Raw genomic sequence first — 17,539 nt, forward strand, 5'->3', positions numbered from 1 at the left:
TAGCTCACGGGGATTCGGCGTGGCGCTGACCTATACCAGACCCTTCGGCGACCATAGCTACGATGGTCAACCCCTGGTCTGTCGCCCCATACGCGAAGAGCTACCCGCTCAGCGCATTGTATTGGCCTATGACCAGCGCTACCCGTTAACGCCACCTGCCGAGGCGTTCAAAATGCAGGCAGTGACCTGGTTCAAAGAACGGCTGCCGTTTACCTCAAATTGAACATTACCCAGAATCCAGGCTTAACCAGCGCTGCTCGCCCGGCTCCAAACCGGGCGCGGTGATCAGCGAGGCCACCGAGGTGTTATTCGACAATCAGCCAGTGGAGCCGTCTGGGTTCCAAAAGGACATACCCCGGCGCGCGCCTGTGGCGAGGCGAAACTGGCGGATCCGTGGTCATTGTCTGCGCGGCAAAGCGGTGAGTTTTTACGGCGCATCTATACGTTTAAAAAGTCCAGGACAGACGATAGCGCGACCTTGAAAAGATGATTTAACCCCTGCCCTTTCAGTCCCTGCTGGATTTGGGTATCGCTATACGGCTACTGGTCTTGACCTCGCGTAACGACAAACTGGACTGGATAGATGCAATACCCACCTGACGCCTGAGTACCTGCTCGATAAAGTCACTGTAGCTATCAAGATCCTCTGCCAACACTTGCAGCACGTAATCGGCATCCCCGGTGATCTTGTGACAGGACAACACTTCGGGCAATTGCGCAATCACCGCCTCGAAGGCGTCCGGAGCGTGATCGGCGTGGGTGGAAAAACGGATGTGCACGAACGCCATGATATCCAGCCCCAGCATTCGTCGATCAAGGTTGGCCTGGTAGCCCTTTATCACGCCCGCCTCCTCCATTCTCTTACGCCGCCGCCAGCAAGGCGTAAGGCTTAACGACAGCCGCTCACTGAGCTCGGCGTTGGAAATACTCGCGTCCTCCTGCAGCAACGCGAGAATCGCCAGGTCGGTGTCGTCGAGACTGATGCGTTTGGATGATTTTTTCTGCATTACGCCATTCCTGAGTAAAAACTCCCGAATAATCTAGCAAACCACGAAAACAAAGCAAAGAAAGCGCCTCCCAGCCGGAACAGAATATTTGCACTGGCTCACATCAACGGATGCGCACAATGTTTACAGTTTTCAGTGATTCCCACCGTTTGCACCACGGCACCGAATTGAAAGACGGCGTGCTCAAGCCGTCCTTCGAACAGCCCAGCCGGGCCGATACCGTCCATCATCGGGTCAAACAGGTAGGGCTTGGCCAGGTCATCGAACCGCGAGTATTTGACAGGGCGTGCTATGTCAACGCACACAGCGAGCGCTATGTAGCCTTTCTGGAATCCGCCTGGTCTGAATGGAGTGCAACCGGACGCACCCACGATGCCTTGCCGCTGGTATGGCCAGTGCGCGATCTGGCCAACGAGCAAGTGCCGACTTTCATCGACGGCAAGCTTGGTTACTACGCCATGGATGCCGGGTCCCCGATTACCGCCACCACATGGCAAGCAGTAAAAACCAGTGCCGATATCGCGCTGACCGGACTGGCGCTGATCGATGAAGGCCACGACAGTGCCTTTGCCCTATGCCGTCCGCCCGGCCATCACGCCGCGCGTGAATACATGGGCGGCTATTGCTATCTGAACAACGCAGCCATTGCCGCACAGCAGGCCATTACCCAAGGCGCCAAACGTGTCGCGGTACTGGATGTCGACTTTCATCATGGCAACGGTACCCAGAACATTTTCTACGGGCGCAGTGACGTCATGTTTGTCTCGCTGCACGGCGAACCGACGGTGTCCTATCCGTACTACTCAGGCTACAGCCACGAAGTCGGCGCGGGCCACGGCGAAGGTTACAACCTGAACTATCCGCTGGCGAAGAACACCACTTGGGAAAGCTACCGCAACGCCTTGCTCCACGCCTGCAAGAAACTCCAGCAATTTGCCCCTGAAGTGCTGGTTATTTCACTGGGCGTCGACACGTTCAAGGACGACCCCATCAGCCACTTCTTGCTGGAAAGCGAAGACTTCGTCGGCATCGGCGAGCTGATAGCGGGCGTGGGCTGCCCCACCCTGTTTGTGATGGAAGGCGGCTACATGGTCGATGAAATCGGGATCAATGCAGTCAACGTGCTGCATGGCTACGAGAGCAAACGCGCCTGAGTCATCCCCCTGAATCGCAGCGCTTCAACTATTGAATCGGAGAATAAAAACATGACTCTTTTTATAGACGTCGATCATGCCGCACGCCTGTTCGCCAAGGTGGGAATCCGCCGGGCAATTCGCGAAATGGCGACTTACATCGAAGCTGACTATTCACGCTGGGCGCAGTTTGATAAGTCGCCCCGCACCGCCAATCATTCGGCCGCCGGTGTGATCGAGTTGATGCCGACCGACGATGGCCAACAGTACTCGTTCAAATACGTGAATGGCCACCCGGACAACGGTCAAAGGAATTTGCTGACGGTCATGGCCTTCGGTGTCCTGGCCGATGTCCACAGTGGCTATCCAACCTTGCTCAGTGAACTGACGCTGACCACCGCCGTGCGCACTGCCGCGACCTCTGCCTTGGTCGCACAGTCTCTGGCGCGCCCCGGTGCAAGCATCATGGCAATCATCGGCAATGGTGCTCAGAGCGAATTTCAGGCCCTCGCCTTCCACGAAATGCTGTCCATCAAGGAACTACGCATTTTCGATATCGACCGCGACGCTTCACTCAAGTTGAAGCACAACCTGTCCGCATTCCCGGATATTGAGGTGATTCTGGCCAACTCGGTACAGGAAGCGGTCAAGGGCGCGCACATCGTCACCACCGTTACCGCAGACAAAGCCTATGCGACGATTCTGACGCCCGAGATGATTGAGCCCGGCATGCATATCAATGCCGTCGGCGGTGACTGCCCGGGGAAAACCGAACTGCACGCCGACATTCTGCGCAATGCACGAGTCATCGTTGAGTTCGAGCCTCAAACCCGAATTGAAGGCGATATTCAACAACTGGAGGCGGACTCTCCCGTCGTCGAGTTTTTCCGGATTGTTCAGGGCGAAGTCCCGGGCCGCGAGAACGACGCACAGGTCACCGTTTTCGATTCGGTGGGTTTTGCCCTGGAAGACTTTTCGTCACTGCGCTACGTGCACGACCTGGCGCGAGAGCATGCCATCGGTGAGCGCATTCATCTGGTGCCGACGCCTGCCAACATAAAAAATCTCTACCAACTGCTTGATCAGCAGCCAGCAATCGTCTCCTCGCGCCTGCGCACAGTCAGCTGATAGCCATAGGTGATGCCTCCTGAGCAAAGTGCCAAGGGGGCACACACCGTGTGAGTGGGCGAGAAACCCTGCCACCCCCAAACCACCACCGTCAGTAGCCGTTGCATCTCTAACAAGAACGCCAGACACCCACTTTCTGCCAAAACTCAAAAACATAAAATCAAGAGGTTTTGTAATGAAATCGACTCCATTCGAGCGGGTTGAACAGCCCGCGCTGCAGCGCACGCTCAGCAATCGTCACATTCAGTTAATGGCCATGGGAGGCGCGATCGGTACAGGCCTGTTCATGGGTTCCGGGAAGATCATTGCTCTCTCAGGCACGTCGATCATCCTCATTTATATGATCATCGGGATGTTCGTCTACTTCGTCATGCGCGCCATGGGCGAACTGTTGCTCTCCAACTTGAACTTCAAAACCTTCGCGGATTTTGCCGGTGCCTACCTCGGCCCGCGAGCGGCATTCTTCCTCGGCTGGTCGTACTGGCTGAGCTGGAGCGTCGCGGTGGTGGGCGATGCCGTCGTGGTCGGCGGATTCTTTCAGTACTGGTTCCCCGATGTACCCGCCTGGATCCCGGCCATCGGTATGCTGATGACGCTGTTTGCCCTAAACGTGCTGACAGTCAGACTTTTCGGTGAAGTGGAGTTCTGGTTCGCGATCATCAAGATCATTGCCGTCGTCACCCTGATTGGCGTCAGCATGGTGATGATTGCCAGCTCCTTTGTATCACCTAGTGGCGTTACTGCATCCCTGAACCACCTGCTGGATAAACAGGCAGCCTTCCCCAACGGCCTGTTTGGTTTCTTTGCCGGATTCCAGATGGCAATCTTCTCCTTTGCCGGCACTGAGCTGATCGGTACTGCAGCCGCCGAAACCCGTTCCCCTGAGAAGACCCTGCCTAAAGCCATCAACTCGATTCCGCTGAGAATCATCCTGTTTTATGTGCTGGCACTGGCCTGCATTATTGCAGTGACTTCCTGGCAACAGGTTTCGCCCAACAAGAGCCCCTTCGTAGAACTGTTTCTGGTTGCAGGGTTTCCCGCAGCAGCAGGTATCGTCAACTTTGTGGTGCTGACGTCTGCCGCCTCATCGGCCAACAGTGGCGTATTTTCATCCAGTCGCATGCTGTTTGGACTGGCCAGTCACGACAATGCGCCTGGGATTTTCCGGCGTTTGTCGGGTAATAGCGTGCCTCTGCTAAGCCTGGCGTTTACCACACTGTTGATGCTGGTGGGTGTACTGCTGCTGTTCATCGTTCCGGAGGTCATGACAGCGTTCACCATCGTCTCTACCGTTTCGGCGATCCTGGTAATTTTCACTTGGTCGACCATCCTCGCGTCGTACATTGCCTATCGCAAAAGCCGACCCGACCTGCATGCGCAATCGACCTACAAGATGCCTGGCGGCGTGCCGATGGCCTGGTTCTCCCTGGCGTTCCTGGGGTTTGTTCTCTGCCTGCTGGCATTAAGACCTGACACTCGTGTTGCCTTGCTGGTCATGCCAGGGTGGTTCATTTGGTTGGCAATTGCTTATCAGCTGACCCATTCCAGGAAGCTGAAATCCGCTGCTGGTTCGGCAAATCAGTACAGCTGATGTACACCTGCCGCCTCCAGGTGCCGATGCAGTGAAACGCGCTTGAGCAACGTGGCGTTTGTGGGGCGGCTGCAGGTTGAAGAGCGGCAAGCGAAGGCCGTCAGATTTTACTGACGGCCAACTCGCTCAGTGCAGCGCGCTGCGTTGCGTCCCACTGCCGATCACCCCATCTTCAATCCGGTGCGCCCAGATCGACCTCGTATCTACCGCCACATCACCTACAACTGTCGATCACGTGCTGGACGGCGATTGCGGCGTATCAGGATTGAGTTGCTGACGTCTGAATTGCCCAGGTGGCTGGCCATGTATCTGGCGAAAGCGTCGCGAAAAATAAGCCTCGTCAGCGAAACCGCACAATCTCGCCACCTCCCCCACCGGCCGCGTTCCATTGAGCAGATAATTGCGCGCCGCGTGCATCCTGCGCTCGAGCACCAACTCAGTGAAGGTCTTGCCGATTTCCTTGCGCAACCAGTGCGTCAGATACGTCGGTGACAAGTAAGTCGCAGCAGCCACCTTGATCAGGTTGAGGTCGGGGTCGGCGATGTTCTTGCGCAAGTATTCGGACATCCTGCTCAGTGCGTCGCGTCGGCTGACTTCAGCGGCGTTCTCTTCGGCCAACCGTTTCAGCGGCTCGGCATACAAGGCACAAACGCTCCCCACCAGTTGCAGCAACAACCCCTTGAGCATCTCGCGGGTGCCGAACTGACGGTTTTCATCGAGCACGCGCATCTGTTCGATCAGGGCACAGACTTTGCTGAAATCTTCATCGGCCAGAATGAAATCCAGATGCTCCTGAAAGCGGAACGGCGATAACTCCGGGGCCAGGAGAATCGAGACTTCCTCCAGATCCATCGGGTCGCACTGCAAATGCGGCAGCAGGAAGGTCTGGGAAAAATTGATCACCATGAAATTACTGTCGGCCGGATGCGGAATCACGTGCACGCGATGCGGCAGGATGAAGGCCAGCGTATTGCGCGGAAACGCACGTTCGACGTTGCCGATGTGCTGCACGGTATCGCCACCGAGGTTGACCTGGATCTGGAAATACTCATGGCGATGCGGGCTGGTTTCGGCGCGCCGGCCCTTTTTGTCGCGGATGTAAAAGTCCGTCAATTCGCTGCGTTGCTGCATGACGTAAGTGGGCACTCGATCGGGTGACGACATCGCCTGGGATTCCTCGACTGGTACATGGACAGGTTGTCGTCGCGCCGGGATGCAAGCGGCGACTGCGGTGATTGTGAAGGCAGACATCGCTGGCTTCAACACGTCATAGGATGACAACGAAATTCAGAGAATTAATTGTATCCGTGTGTGATGTGTCGTCTGTCCAAAAAAGCTACGAGCACACGTAAATATTTAATCATTTAAAAACAATAAGTTATTAAACATATGAAGCATAACGAAGGAAATGAGCTGATTTGGTTTTTCTTGGACACCTGCATTAATCGCCTTTTCCAGAAGAAAAAACGATCTAACGCCTCCGTTGATTTTGAGAAGTTGTACGACCACTGTGACAACCAATGCAGCCCGACCCTTCCAAAAACAATCAAAAGGTGCGCACGTGATGAACCTGTTTTTCCCCCTCGCCAACCCTCCCCCGATCGAGCCAGTCCGAAGGCGTATCTGAGCGCCTGACAGCGGCTGTCCGCGCCTCTCATTCAAGTAGCGATTGCTCTGCCCCGACACTGGGGGCATCGGCTTCGGCTGCGCGCGAACATCTCGATTCTTCTAACAATAAAAAGGTCTTCTCATGTCGAACTCGCAAACCTCCCCGTCCATCGCGCCGTCGGTGAGCGCCGGCGCCCGGGACGCCCTGCTGCCTCAGCGACTGCCGACGCGTCGGCGCTGGTTCATGCTGTCGTTGCTGCTGATTGCGACCATCATCAACTACATCGACCGCGTGAACATCTCGATTGCCGCACCGTTCATGGCCAAGGATCTGGGCCTGGACAAGATCGAAATGGGGCTTATTTTTTCCGCGTTTGCGTGGACCTACGCACTCGCCTTGGTCCCCGCCGGGTTCATCGCCGATCGCTTCGGTTCCCGGTTCACTTACGGGGTGTCGCTGATTAGTTGGTCGACGGTCACCGTGTGCCAAGGCTTTGCCACAGGATTCGCTTCGCTGTTCGGGCTGCGCCTGGCCGTCGGTGCCATGGAAGCACCAGCGTTTCCAGCCAACAGCCGCGCGGTCACCGTGTGGTTCCCGGCCCGGGAACGAGGCTTGGCCAGCAGCATTTACGTGTGCGGCCAATATCTGGGCACGGCACTGTTTACCGGCGCGCTGTTATGGCTGGCCACAACCTATGACTGGCGGCATGTTTTCTACAGCACCGGGATACTCGGCATTGTGTTCGGTGTGATCTGGCTCTACTTGTACCGCGATCCGCTGAGCTGCAAGAACGTCAGCCAGGAAGAATTGAAGTACATCGAAGCCGGGGGTGGCCTGGTCAAGAGCAGTCAGGAACGCACCCGGTTCAACTGGCGGCAGATCGCCGAGCTGTTCAGCTATCGGCAGATCTGGGCGATTTGCATTGGCAAGTTCGCCAGCACCTCGGCGCTGTACTTCTTCCTGACCTGGTTCCCGACGTACCTGATCGAAGAGCGCAAGCTGACCATGATCAAGGCCGGAATCTTCGCTGTGCTGCCGTTCGTGGGCGCAACGGTCGGCATTTTGCTCGCTGGCATCGTTTCTGACTTGCTGATACGCCGTGGTTACTCAATGTCCTTCGCTCGCAAGTTGCCATTGGTAGTCGGATCGATGCTGGGCATGTCGATTGTGCTGGTGAATTTCACCGATTCGAACGTGATCTGCATCGCCGTACTGACCATAGCCTTCTTCGCCCAGGGAATCGCCTCGTCGTCGTGGGCGGCGGTGTCGGAAGTCGCGCCCAAGGAATTGATCGGACTGACCGGCGGGGTCACCAGCCTGGCCGCCAACATTGGCGGGATTGTCACCCCGATTGTGATTGGCGGCATCGTCCACGCGACAGGCTCGTTTGCCTACGCCTTCTGGTTCATTGGGGGCGTGGCGCTGATGGGCACCTTGTCCTATTCGTTGCTGCTCGGTCGCTTGTACCGCATCGAACTCAAGGCGCGCTGAGCCAAGAAACCGTTTTTCTCCAACACGAAGCGGCATTCGTCCAACTTCGCAAAAGATTGCCGCCGTACGCTGACGCTTCTAACAGGACGACTACAAAAATGACGATGACCGAATATGTGTTTACCCCGGATCTGCCCGTGACCTTGCCGGTTGCCGGCAGTCAGCAGCGCTTTCCCGTCGGCCGGGTATTTTGCGTCGGCCGCAACTACCCTTGGCCAGACACCGAAGGCCAGTCCCGCCAGCCGCCAGTGTTCTTCATGAAACCGGCGAGCAACGTGGTGGATGCGGCGGGTGAAGTGACTTTCCCGCCGTTGACCGAAGAGTTTGTCCACGAAATCGAATTGGTCGTGGCCATCGGTGAAGGCGGCGCCAATATTCCGGAGAGTCAGGCGCTGGCCTATGTCTGGGGCTATGCCGTCGGTCTTGACCTGACCCGTCGTGATGTCCAGCGCGCGGCCAAAAGCAATGGTTTGCCGTGGGAAGGCGCCAAGGTGTTCGACGGCGCCGCGCCGATGACCGCCATCGTGCCAGTGACTCGCGCCGGACACCCGGATGGCGATTTGTGGCTGAACGTCAACGGCGAAGAGCGCCAGCGCGACAGCCTCGACAGTCAGATCTGGTCAGTCAGTGAAATCATCAGCCGCATCTCGCAATCGGTAGCGCTCCGGGCCGGTGACTTGATCATGACCGGCAGCCCGGCAGGCGTCGATGTGCTGCAACCGGGCGACATCATTAACGCCGGGATCGACGGCATCGGCCAACTGGAAATGCGCGTCGGTCAGCGACCTTGAACCCGACATACGCTCTCGTGAATTGCAAAGAGGAGATAACAGCATGTCCAGTCCTTTGAAAGTGGCCCTGGTCACCGGCGCCGGTAGCGGAATCGGCCGCGCCGTGGCGCTGGCTCTGATGGCAGACGGATTCATCCTTGTATTGGCCGGACGTCGGCCGGAGCCGTTGCAGGCCTTGGTCGAATTGGCGCTCAGCGAAGGACACCAAGCGCTGGCGGTGCCCACTGATGTGCGCGACCCGGCCAGTGTCGATGCGCTGTTTGCCACCATCACCGAGGTATACGGACGCCTCGACGTGGTGTTCAACAACGCCGGGGTCAACGCCCCTGCCGTGCCGCTCGATGAGCTGACGTTCGAGCAGTGGCGAAACGTGATCGACACCAACCTCAACGGCGTTTTCCTCTGCGCCCGTGGTGCCTTCGCACTGATGCGCCGGCAACAGCCACAGGGCGGACGCATCATCAATAACGGCTCGATCTCGGCGCATACCCCACGCCCCTTCAGCAGCGCCTACACCGCCAGCAAACATGCGGTGCTGGGGCTGACCAAATCCCTGGCCCTGGACGGGCGCGAATTCAACATCGCCTGCAGCCAGATCGACATTGGCAACGCCCTGACCGAAATGTCGGTGCGCATGACCAAAGGCGTGCGCCAGGCCAACGGCACCATCGCCGTGGAGCCGATGGTGGACGTCAAGCATGTGGCCGATGCTGTGCGCTACATCGCCGGCCTGCCGCTGGAGGCGAACGTCCTGAACATGACCGTCATGGCCAGTGCCATGCCGTTTGCCGGTCGCGGTTAAACCGGCCTTTTTATTCCGTTACGCGAGGTTTACATGAAGCCAGAAGTCTTGCAGCTCAGCCCGATCCTGATCCCTGAAATCAACGCGCGGCTCGATGAACTGTTTACCGTCAGACGTTACTTCCAGCAGGCCGACAAGCAGGCTTATTTGCAGGAACACGGCGCGAACATTCGCGGGGTAATCACCGGCGGGCATACCGGGATCAACCAGGCACTGATGGCACAACTGCCCAAACTGGAAGTGGTGGCGGTCAACGGCGTGGGTACCGATGCGGTGGATCTGGCGTACGCCCGGGATCGCGGAATTCGCGTGACCGCGACCATCGGCGCGCTGACCGAAGACGTCGCCGACCTGGCCATCGGATTGTTGATTGCCGTGTGCCGGGGTCTGTGTACCAATGATCGTTATGTGCGTTCGGGGCAATGGCCCCATAGCCCGACGCCGTTGGCCCCGTTGCCGTTGGCGCGTCAGGTGTCGGGCATGCGCATCGGGATCGTCGGCATGGGCCGGGTCGGCCGTGCAGTGGCGACCCGGGCCGCGGCGTTCGGCTGCCCGATCAGTTACACCGATCTGCAGCCGATGAGCGATGTGAACCACACGTTCATCGCCGATCTGAAGCAGCTGGCCAGCAACAGTGATGCGCTGATTCTCGCGGCCGCTGCCGACAAGACTGAAGCCATCATCAATGCCGAGGTGCTGCAAGCGCTGGGCAAGGACGGGTATCTGATCAACGTGGCGCGCGGCAAACTGGTCAACGAGATGGATCTGGTGGCGGCGCTTGCCGCTGATGAGATCGCGGGTGCGGCGCTGGATGTGTTTGTCGATGAACCGAATGTCCCCGAGACACTGTTCGGCAACGAGAAAGTGGTACTGCAGCCCCATCGCGCGAGTGCGACGCTGCAGACCCGCACGCGGATGGGAGAGATGGTGGTGGCGAGCCTGGTGGACAGTTTCGCCGGGAGAATACCGCAGGGTTCCGTGACTGACTGAACGTTGGCCACCGTGGGGACGTTGCGTCCCCTCGGCGGCAGGGTGTCAGGTAAACAGATCGACGCCCAACTGGAAGGCGACCCACAACGCGAGGCCTGTAGCAAAGAGCAGCGTTAAATACCGTTCCACCCTGCAACCAATAAGCAGGAGCCTCAAATGGCTCACCGGGATCAAATTGTTCCACCAGCCGGGCCAACGAAGTCATCTCAGTTCTCCTCTGCGTCTCGAAACGGTCCAGACTCGAATTGCTCATGCGGATTGAGTACACGCATCCACATCACTTGCAGACTCAGGTCTGATCTTGAACCAGAGGGAGTACATCGCTGGCAGGAACACCAATGTCAGCACTGTGCCGGCAAACGTACCGCCAATCAGCGTGTACGCCAGCGTGCCCCAGAACACCGAATGGGTCAGCGGAATGAAAGCCAACATCGCTGCCATCGCCGTGAGTATCACCGGCCGCGCCCGCTGTACAGTGGCTTCGACCAAGGCGTCATAAGGCGCCAGGCCGGCTTGCTCATTGGAATGAATCTGACCGATAAGGATCAGCGCGTTGCGCATCAGAATCCCTGACAACGCAATCAGTCCCACCAAGGCGTTGATCCCGAACGGCTGTTGGAACAGCAGAAGAATCGGCACCACACCAATCAGCCCCAGGGGCGCGGTGGCGAAAACCATGATCATCGCCGACATCGAGCGCACCTGAATAATGATGGTCAGCAACATCAGCGCGATCATGATCGGGAACAACGGCAGCAATGCCTTGTTTGCTTTACCCGACTCCTCGATCGCGCCTGCCAACTCAATCCGGTAGCCCACAGGCAACTGTTCAATGACCGGTTGCAGTTGCTTCATCAAGGCGCTGGAGACATCTGGTGGCTGAAGACCTTCAGCTACATCACCGCGTACGGTGATGGTTGGAGTACGGTCACGGCGCCGCAGAATAGGCTCCTCCATGCGCGCATCCACCGTCCCAACCTGAGACAGCGATACCCGTTGACCCTGAGCACCAGTCAGCGTGAAGGCGTCAATTTTTGAAGGATCCAGACGTGTATTTCCCGCAGAGCGAGCGACCACCTGGACCGAACGGATGTCTTCACGCACTTGGGTGACAGGCGCTCCGGTCAACAGGAACTGCAGTTGCTGAGCAACATCAGTGGAGGTCAAGCCAAAGGCCTGCAAACGGTCCTGATCCAGTGTGAGATGGAGTGCCGGAGCGCGCTCGCCCATGTCGGTGTTGACGGTTCTCATCATGGGACTGGCCGCCATGACCTCGCGCACCTGTGCGGCGATATCGCGCAACACTGTCCGGTCCGCGCCCATAACCCGAAAGGCCACCGGGTACGGCGAATAAGGACCGAACACCAACTGTGTTACACGCACCCGTGCTTCAGGCGCCAAGCCATCAGCCACGGCTTGCCGGAGCCGGATTTTGAGCGCCTCGCGCTCTTCCTGGCTCGCCGTCAGCACGACGATTTTTGCAAACGAAGGATCGGGCAACTCAGGTGCCATCGCCAGATAGAAGCGTGGCGCGCCCTGACCAATGTAGGCGGTAACTATCCGAGCCTCCGGTTGTTTTGCCAACCACGCCTCGACTTTGGCCGACGCCGAATCGGTTTGCTCGATCGATGTCCCGTACGGCATCTGCACCTCAACCAGTACCTCGGGCCGGTCTGATGTAGGGAAGAACTGTTTCTTTACCACGCCCATGCCAAGAATCGCCACAATGAACAAGGCCACGACGGATATCGCTACAAGGCCTTTACGGCGAATAACCGCCCCCAACAGACGCCTGAAACGCAGGTAATTCGGTGTACCGTAAATCGCTGCATGCCCCCCCTCAGGCACCTTGATCTGCGGCAACAGTTTGACGCCCAGGTAAGGTGTGAACACCACTGCCACCACCCAGGAGGTAATGAGCGCAATGCCGACGATCCAGAACATATTGGCGGTGTATTCACCGGCTGTGGACTTGGCAAAACCGTTGGGCATAAAGCCAATGGCAGTGACCAGCGTGCCGGACAACATGGGGGCAGCAGTATGGCTCCAGGCATAGGCGGAGGCTTTGATTCGGTCGTAGCCCTCCTCCATTTTCACCACCATCATTTCAATGGCAATGATTGCATCGTCCACAAGTAGCCCCAGCGCCAGAATCAACGATCCCAGCGTAATCCGGTCAAAGTCTTTACCTGTGGCGGCCATGACAATGAACACCGCAGCCAGAGTCAACGGCACCGCCGCAGCGACGACGATACCGACTCGCCAGCCCATGCTGAGGAAGCACACCAGCAACACCACTCCTAGCGCCGCGAAAAATTTGACCATGAACTCGTTGACGGACCCGCCAATATTCACCGCCTGATCGGTGACCTTGGTCAGCGTCATGCCTAAAGGCATTTGCTCATTGATCGACGTTGTCTCGGCATCGAGCGCCTTACCTAAATCAAGGCCGTTCCAGCCATCGCGCATCACTACGCCGAGCAATAATGCGGGCTCTCCGTTGTTGCGCACCGAGAACGTAGAGGGGTCCTCATAACCACGCTTGACCTCAGCCACATCGGATAATTTGAGGGTTCTGCCCTGCACTACCAACGGCGTATCTCGAATCTTCTGCAAGTCATCAAACGCACCATCCATTCGGATGAAAACCTGTGGGCCCTTCGCCTCAACCGAACCGGCCGGAGTCATCATGTTCTGCGCGTTCATCGCACTGAAGATATCTCGTGCGGAAACACCCAGTGTCGCCAGACGCTCGTATGAAAATTCGACAAAAATGCGCTCGGACTGCTCACCGATGATATTGACCTTCTTCACTCCCGCCACATGCAGCAGACGCTGGCGCAAGACCTCAGCCTCGCGCACCAACAAGCGTTGCGGTTCACCCTTGGCCTTTAGCGCATATAGAGCGAAGGTGACATCGGCATACTCATCATTGACCATCGGGCCGATCACCCCGGACGGCAACCCCTTCTCCTCATCAAGGATTTTCTTACGTGCCTGGTAAAACTCCTCCGGGACGGCGGAGGGCGGCGTGCCGTCGAGCAGATAAACTGTGGTAAAAGCCAAGCCTGGCCGGGTAAAGGTCTCGGTCCGGTCGTACCAACGCAGTTCCTGCATGCGCTTTTCCAGCTTTTCAACCACCTGGTCCTGCATCTCCTGAGCAGTCGCCCCAGGCCAAGCAGTAACCACCGTCATTTGTTTGATGGTGAAGGCAGGGTCTTCCGCGCGCCCCAGTTTGAAGAAGGCATACAGCCCACCTACGGAAATCAGCAGGATCAAAAACAGCGTGATCGAACGCTCACGCACCGCCAGTGCGGACAGATTGAACCCGATCATCGGCGCACCTCGGCCACCGGCGCTTGGGCGCTGACTGCCATTTGAGACCTGACCCGTTCCCCTTCACTTAACAGATGCGCGCCCAGTGCAACGATACGATCGTCGATCTGGAGGTTGCCCGTAACTCGAGCAGTTTCTGCATTGCTTAGGCTGAGAACCGTGACAGGGCGCCACGTCACCTGCTCAGGTTCGCCCCCAACGGCCCAGACACCAGGACCTTTACCCGCGTCGTAGAGGGCAGCGATAGGCACTTGTAATTCATTGGAATTGGCGACTGGCGTACCGTCTATAGCAACTGAGATGGTCGAACCCAGGATGGCATCAGCAAGCGCGCCCTCCAACACATAGCGCGCCTCAAACGTACGGGTTTGCCGGTCAGCCGAATCGGACAACTGGCGTAAACGCGCGCTGCCTGCACGTTGGTTTTGCCCATAAAGTTCAACCGTCGCCGACGACCCTAATGCAGGACGTAGCGTTTCAGGCAACTGGATCACCGCCTCGCGCTGCCCGGAATGGGCAACACGTACCACCACCTGACCTGCGCCTATCACCTGCCCCGGCTCTGCCAAGGTGTCCACAACAACCCCGTCAGCATCAGCCAGCAAGGTCGAATAGCCGGTAGAGTTTCTCGCCACATCAGCCTGGGCTTTGGCCGCGTTAAGCTGCGCTTTCGCCGAGTCGGCAGCCGCTTTGAACCCTGCATAAGCTGAAGCAGATACAGCACCAACAGACACCAAATCCCGGTAGCGAAGCTCATCTTCGGAGGCCTGCCGGGATCGGGCCATGGCGGCCAGCACCGCTTCCTGCTGCGCCCGCGCGGTTAGCGCCAGATCATTAGCATCGATTCGCATGAGTGGCTGCCCGCGCTTGACGCTCTGCCCAGTGTCCACCAAACGTTCCAGCACTTTCCCAGGAACTCGAAATCCGAGATCGCTCTGAACTCGAGCTGCGACGATACCGGTGAATACGCGATCTGCGGGCACGGAGGGTTGAACCACCGCGATGCGCACCAAGGGCGTTTGGAGGCGAGGATCTGAAGGTATGGCCTCGTTGCACGCGGCTAAGGCAAACGGCAATAAGCCAATGAAAATGAATGACATGTGGCGGCGCTGGATCATAGAGACCTCTTGGAAGCGGATGCACCATGCTTATTCAAGTGACCAATTAAGTCAATAGTCACTATCCAGGCAAATGAAAGTCGCCCTGATGATCAGGGCAACGCAGAGGGGTTTGAGATCTGGTTATTTAGATACGCATGCTGCTGCGGATGCGCAACGGATCCGTCAGCCAAGCCTTTTAAGGCATCAGACCGCGTAGAATCAGGTTGGAAATGAGCCCAGGCGCCTCTTCAACAACATCGAGGTTGTACTGCAACAGCAAAGGATTGATGAAGGGCCGTAGAGCGAGATGAATCGATTCCACTGTCTCGTCCAGCGGTGTCTTGCGCTCAAACTCACCGAGTTCCCGCCCCTCTCGCACAATCTGCAGCACGAAGCTCTTGATCCGCGCGTCATAAACTTGTGAGCTGGGCCAGCTTTCCGAAGCGGCGAACGCCGCGATGTCATAAAGTTTTCGGTCGTTAAAAAACAGGTCTACACCCTTGGCGATCAAGGTTTTGACCAACCGCCGAAAGCGCTCGGTCGGGGAGATACCCTCAACATTGGTGGCCTGCTCAACAGCCGCAACGATTTCCGACAGACAATTTCTACAAATAGCCTCACCAATCGCCTGCTTGGAATCGAAGAACTTATAGATGTAAGCCTTGGAAAAACCGATGGCTTTGGCCAGGTCGGAGACTGTTGTCTTGCTGTAACCGTATTGACTGAAATGTTCGTTGGCCGCCGCGACAATCTGGTCTCGGATCTCGTGATCGGCTGGGCCACGGGCGCTGGGCGAAGAAACTGATGGCTGGTTCATGCGAGCAGCTTACGCACCCTGAAGGTGGTTGACAACTTGTGACCAAATTGTAATATCGTCACAAATCGATCATTCCGAAGGTATCACATGCACCCTCCTCGTTTTGCCGTCTTGCTGTGGTTCGGTATGGTTGCGGGTTGCGCAGTGGGCCCTGACTATTCAGAGCCCTCTGTGGAATTGCCTGAGCATTTTTTGGCGCAAACACCTAAAGCACACCAAGTTGATACAGCACCAACTGATCTCGCCGCTTGGTGGAACGCGTTCAATGACCCCGTGCTCAGTCAGTTGATCAATCGAGCACTTGAACAAAATCTCGATTTAGCTCAAGCAACAGCAAGGATCGAGCAGGCTCACGCGGGTTTGGGGGCAGCTAACGCAGCGCTTTTGCCATCGGCTACAGTCAATGGCCAGGCGGCCAGAGCCCGGCAGTCCGTGGAGACACCGTTGGGCCAAGTACTGAGTTCAGACCCATCCTATAATCGCTACGGTAGCGCCTATGAGGCGAATCTGAATGCAGGTTGGGAACTGGACGTATTTGGCGGACTACGCCGAGGCAAAGAGGCAGCCTTCGCCGATTATCAGGCCTCCCAAGCCGGAGCGGTTGCCACACGCCTCGCGGTGGTAGCGCAGACTGCAGACCTTTACATCAGCATCCGTGGCCTGCAAGCACGCCTGGAAATTGCCCGAAAGCAAGTAGACACGCGACAACAACTGCTCACCACCACCGAGCACCTGTATGCAAAAGGAATAGCTGCTGAACTGCAGTTGAACCAGACCCAAGGGTCGCTGAATCAAGTACAGGCAACCGTACCGGTACTGCAGGCGGGCCTTGCAGCTGCGATGAATGCTCTGGATGTCATGTTAGGCAAACCGCCGGGTACTTACAGCGCGCAATTGATTAAGTCGGCGCGCATCCCTGATGTGCCAAATCTCGCCAATATGGGCTCTCCGGCCGATCTGCTGCGTCGGCGTCCAGATTTGATCGTCGCTGAGCGCCGACTGGCGGCATCGAATGCTCGCATCGGCGAAGCCATCTCCGAGTACTACCCCAAGTTTTCTGTGGGTGCGCTGCTTGGCAGCGCTACATCGGTATCCAGCGGGAATCTTTTCAGCAACGGTGCCAGTCAGGCCTCGGCGGTCCTGGGACTGCGCTGGAGGCTATTCGATTTTGGCCGCATCAACGCCCAAATTGACTTGGCGAAGGGTCAAGAAGCCGAAGCGATAGCCGTTTACCGCCAGTCAGTTCTACGGGCCTGCGAGGATGTCGAAACCGCTTTTTCGGCACTGATCAACCGCGAGCAGCAATCCGAAAAGCTAGCCCAGGGCGAGTTTGCTTATGCGAAAGCACGAGCGACGTCGTTTACCGCGTATGAAAAAGGCGTGGTCAGTCTGATAGAAGTATTGGACGCCGATGAAAATCTTTTAGCGGCATCTGATGGTAGAGCCCAAGCACAAACTGAATCGGCTCGCGCTGCAGTGGCCACATTCAAAGCATTGGGCGGCGGCTGGCAGCGCGAAGACTCAAATGGCCGTTTGATCTCGAGTGCACAATGAGCTTGCACGTGCTCGTCTACAACCTGAAACGGGTCATGAAAATCTTCGGTACCCATCACTTGATGAAGGCGTTAACGGCGTAAAAACCGGTCTGTTTTTTACTTCTCCCGGTGATCTGATGCGCAGACGCAGCTCTTCCTGAGCAGGAATTTCAACACGCGTAAAAAGCGCGGGGTAAAGGCGCTCTGGC

Annotated in this window: 13 protein-coding genes and 1 pseudogene; 9 read left to right on the forward strand and 5 right to left on the reverse strand. The window is 57.3% G+C overall.

Going from position 1 to position 17,539, the window contains the following annotated elements:
* Positions 1–4: 4 nt before the first annotated feature.
* Positions 5–223 (forward strand): annotated as a pseudogene (locus ACA079_RS18635) (LysR family transcriptional regulator); the annotation flags it as partial.
* A 283-nt stretch (positions 224–506) separates the two neighbouring features.
* Here ACA079_RS18635 and ACA079_RS18640 read toward each other — a convergent pair.
* Positions 507–1,007, reverse strand: a complete 501-nt coding sequence (locus tag ACA079_RS18640; RefSeq protein WP_497700426.1) for an Lrp/AsnC family transcriptional regulator — start codon at positions 1,005–1,007, stop codon at positions 507–509.
* Between the two features lie 119 nt (positions 1,008–1,126).
* On the opposite strand from ACA079_RS18640, the gene ACA079_RS18645 reads away from it, so the two are divergent.
* The 3 genes from ACA079_RS18645 to ACA079_RS18655 all read left to right on the forward strand — a co-directional run bounded on the left by ACA079_RS18645 (position 1,127) and on the right by ACA079_RS18655 (position 4,859).
* Positions 1,127–2,161 carry a histone deacetylase family protein gene (locus tag ACA079_RS18645; RefSeq protein WP_497700427.1) on the forward strand — a complete coding sequence of 345 codons (1,035 nt, stop codon included), beginning with the start codon at positions 1,127–1,129 and terminating at the stop codon, positions 2,159–2,161.
* A 51-nt stretch (positions 2,162–2,212) separates the two neighbouring features.
* Positions 2,213–3,268 carry an ornithine cyclodeaminase gene (ocd, locus tag ACA079_RS18650; protein WP_497700428.1) on the forward strand — a complete coding sequence of 352 codons (1,056 nt, stop codon included), beginning with the start codon at positions 2,213–2,215 and terminating at the stop codon, positions 3,266–3,268.
* Between the two features lie 175 nt (positions 3,269–3,443).
* The gene (locus tag ACA079_RS18655) at positions 3,444–4,859 is read left to right on the forward strand and encodes an amino acid permease (RefSeq protein ID WP_497700429.1); all 1,416 of its coding nucleotides are present in this window, start codon (positions 3,444–3,446) and stop codon (positions 4,857–4,859) included.
* 231 nt (positions 4,860–5,090) lie between these two features.
* Here the strand turns inward: ACA079_RS18655 and ACA079_RS18660 are convergent, their stop codons facing one another.
* The gene (locus ACA079_RS18660; protein ID WP_497700430.1) at positions 5,091–6,023 is read right to left on the reverse strand and encodes a helix-turn-helix transcriptional regulator; all 933 of its coding nucleotides are present in this window, start codon (positions 6,021–6,023) and stop codon (positions 5,091–5,093) included.
* Positions 6,024–6,609: 586 nt separating this feature from the next.
* Here ACA079_RS18660 and ACA079_RS18665 point away from each other — a divergent pair.
* The 4 genes from ACA079_RS18665 (at position 6,610) to ACA079_RS18680 (ending at position 10,542) form a co-directional block, all read left to right on the forward strand.
* Entirely contained in the window at positions 6,610–7,959 is a 1,350-nt protein-coding gene (locus ACA079_RS18665) for an MFS transporter (protein WP_497700431.1), read from the forward strand.
* 98 nt (positions 7,960–8,057) lie between these two features.
* Positions 8,058–8,750 (forward strand): fumarylacetoacetate hydrolase family protein, encoded by a 693-nt coding sequence (locus ACA079_RS18670; RefSeq protein ID WP_497700432.1) that lies wholly within the window; start codon positions 8,058–8,060, stop codon positions 8,748–8,750.
* A 43-nt stretch (positions 8,751–8,793) separates the two neighbouring features.
* Positions 8,794–9,552, forward strand: coding sequence for an SDR family oxidoreductase (locus tag ACA079_RS18675; protein WP_497700433.1), 759 nt, complete (start codon positions 8,794–8,796; stop codon positions 9,550–9,552).
* Positions 9,553–9,585: 33 nt separating this feature from the next.
* Entirely contained in the window at positions 9,586–10,542 is a 957-nt protein-coding gene (locus ACA079_RS18680) for a 2-hydroxyacid dehydrogenase (RefSeq protein ID WP_497700434.1), read from the forward strand.
* A 249-nt stretch (positions 10,543–10,791) separates the two neighbouring features.
* On the opposite strand, the gene ACA079_RS18685 is transcribed toward ACA079_RS18680, so the two are convergent.
* From ACA079_RS18685 to ACA079_RS18695, 3 genes are all read right to left on the reverse strand, one after another.
* The gene (locus tag ACA079_RS18685) at positions 10,792–13,878 is read right to left on the reverse strand and encodes an efflux RND transporter permease subunit (RefSeq protein ID WP_497700435.1); all 3,087 of its coding nucleotides are present in this window, start codon (positions 13,876–13,878) and stop codon (positions 10,792–10,794) included.
* Positions 13,875–14,996: an efflux RND transporter periplasmic adaptor subunit gene (locus ACA079_RS18690; RefSeq protein ID WP_497700436.1), complete on the reverse strand. Its 1,122-nt coding sequence runs from the start codon at positions 14,994–14,996 to the stop codon at positions 13,875–13,877. Before ACA079_RS18690 ends, ACA079_RS18685 begins: the two co-directional genes overlap by 4 nt.
* A gap of 178 nt (positions 14,997–15,174) precedes the next feature.
* The gene (locus ACA079_RS18695) at positions 15,175–15,795 is read right to left on the reverse strand and encodes a TetR/AcrR family transcriptional regulator (protein WP_497700437.1); all 621 of its coding nucleotides are present in this window, start codon (positions 15,793–15,795) and stop codon (positions 15,175–15,177) included.
* Positions 15,796–15,882: 87 nt separating this feature from the next.
* Between ACA079_RS18695 and ACA079_RS18700 the strand changes: the two genes are divergently transcribed.
* On the forward strand, positions 15,883–17,349 hold the full coding sequence (locus ACA079_RS18700) for an efflux transporter outer membrane subunit (RefSeq protein WP_497700438.1): 1,467 nt from the start codon (positions 15,883–15,885) through the stop codon (positions 17,347–17,349).
* Positions 17,350–17,539 lie beyond the last annotated feature (190 nt).

The organism is Pseudomonas sp. LBUM1645 (assembly GCF_059716185.1).

Bases quoted from the DNA above. Each gene is read 5' to 3' on its own strand.
- ACA079_RS18690 (WP_497700436.1), bottom strand. From the start codon at position 14,996: ATGATCCAGCGCCGCCACATGTCATTCATTTTCATTGGCTTATTGCCG.
- ACA079_RS18670 (WP_497700432.1), top strand. From the start codon at position 8,058: ATGACGATGACCGAATATGTGTTTACCCCGGATCTGCCCGTGACCTTG.
- ACA079_RS18655 (WP_497700429.1), top strand. From the start codon at position 3,444: ATGAAATCGACTCCATTCGAGCGGGTTGAACAGCCCGCGCTGCAGCGC.
- ACA079_RS18680 (WP_497700434.1), top strand. From the start codon at position 9,586: ATGAAGCCAGAAGTCTTGCAGCTCAGCCCGATCCTGATCCCTGAAATC.
- ACA079_RS18645 (WP_497700427.1), top strand. From the start codon at position 1,127: ATGTTTACAGTTTTCAGTGATTCCCACCGTTTGCACCACGGCACCGAA.
- ocd (WP_497700428.1), top strand. From the start codon at position 2,213: ATGACTCTTTTTATAGACGTCGATCATGCCGCACGCCTGTTCGCCAAG.
- ACA079_RS18685 (WP_497700435.1), bottom strand. From the start codon at position 13,878: ATGATCGGGTTCAATCTGTCCGCACTGGCGGTGCGTGAGCGTTCGATC.
- ACA079_RS18695 (WP_497700437.1), bottom strand. From the start codon at position 15,795: ATGAACCAGCCATCAGTTTCTTCGCCCAGCGCCCGTGGCCCAGCCGAT.
- ACA079_RS18675 (WP_497700433.1), top strand. From the start codon at position 8,794: ATGTCCAGTCCTTTGAAAGTGGCCCTGGTCACCGGCGCCGGTAGCGGA.
- ACA079_RS18700 (WP_497700438.1), top strand. From the start codon at position 15,883: ATGCACCCTCCTCGTTTTGCCGTCTTGCTGTGGTTCGGTATGGTTGCG.
- ACA079_RS18660 (WP_497700430.1), bottom strand. From the start codon at position 6,023: ATGTCGTCACCCGATCGAGTGCCCACTTACGTCATGCAGCAACGCAGC.
- ACA079_RS18640 (WP_497700426.1), bottom strand. From the start codon at position 1,007: ATGCAGAAAAAATCATCCAAACGCATCAGTCTCGACGACACCGACCTG.
- ACA079_RS18665 (WP_497700431.1), top strand. From the start codon at position 6,610: ATGTCGAACTCGCAAACCTCCCCGTCCATCGCGCCGTCGGTGAGCGCC.